Origin of the sequence: Streptomyces sparsogenes subsp. cuspidosporus, from assembly GCF_039532705.1 — a bacterium.
GTDB lineage: Bacteria > Actinomycetota > Actinomycetes > Streptomycetales > Streptomycetaceae > Streptomyces > Streptomyces sparsogenes.
Genome location: NZ_BAAASD010000127.1, coordinates 1 through 1,207, shown reverse-complemented (window position 1 = coordinate 1,207; position 1,207 = coordinate 1). Strand labels below are relative to the sequence as shown.

Annotated in this window: 1 pseudogene; it reads right to left on the bottom strand. The window is 81.4% G+C overall.

The window, feature by feature from the left end:
- A pseudogene (locus ABFY07_RS42660) lies at positions 1–1,207 on the bottom strand (hypothetical protein); the annotation flags it as partial.

Genomic DNA, 1,207 nt, shown 5'->3' with positions numbered 1-1,207 from the left:
GCGCAGCGCGCGGGCGGTGCGGTGCGCGTCGTCGGCCGCGCGCTGGGCCGCGCGCCGGTCCTCGTCCGCCGCGCGCGCCCGGTCCACGCAGGCGGCGGCCCGCTCCTCGTACTCCGCGGCCTCCTCGGCCAGCTCGCGCAGCCTGGTCTGCCAGGCGGCCCGCTCCCGCAGCCGGAACGCCAGCCCCGCCAGCGCGTCGGCCGCCCGGCGGGCCTGCTGCGCCGCCTCCTGTCGCTCATCGCGCACCCGGGCCGCCTCGGCGGCCGCCTCGTCCGCCTCCACCCGCGCCGTACGGGCCTCCGTCAGCTCCCGCTGCGCGGCCTCCGCCGCCTCGCGCGCCCGCTCGGCCTCCTCCGCCAGCTCCGCGAGCCGCCCCGGCGGACAGCCCGTACGCCACGCCGCCAGCCGCGCCGCCAGCGCCCGGTCCCCCGCCAGCCGGGCGGCGAGCGCCCGGATCTCCTCGTCCCGCGCGGTGGCCCGCGCCCGCAGCTCCCGGCGCTCGTCGTCGGCGGCCCGCTCGTCGTGCATCGCCGGGTTCGGCGGCACGAGGAACACCCCGCTGTCGCTCGCCCCGGGCGGCGGCGTCGGCGCCAGCAGCGCGGCCGCGGTCCCCACGGCCACGGCGGAGCGCGGCAGCAGCGACGCCCTGCCGAGCACCTCGCGCGCCCGTGCGTGGGTGTCGGGGTCGGTGATGACCACCCCGTCCACCAGCTCCGGCCGGGCGGCCAGCACGGCGGCGTGGTCCACGGGGTCCACGGCCTGCGCCAGATAACGCCAGCCGGGCAGGGCGGGGATGCCGTGCTCGCCCAGGTACTCCACCGCGGCCAGCACATCGGGGCTCGGCGGCAGCAGCCCGCCGTCGCCGAGCGCGGCGAGGATCCGCGAGTCGTCGGCCGCGGCCGTGCGCAGCTCGAAGAGCTGCCGCTCGGCGGAGGCGACGCTCTCCTCCAGCAGCTCCCGCAGCGCGTCGGCGTTCCGGTCGAGCTCCTCGGCGCTCAGCGGCCCTTCCTCGACCCGCCGCGCGCCGCCGCCCGGCCGGGCAGTGCCCGTACCCCGGCGCGCGGCATCCTCGCCCGCGCCCCCGCCGGTCGCGCGCCCCGCCCGGCGCCCCGTGGCGCCCGCCGCGCTCCCGGGGCCGTCGTCCGTACCGCCACCGTGTTGTACTCGGGGCTGGCCTGGCCGAACAGCTCGCCCGCCGCCCACAGGG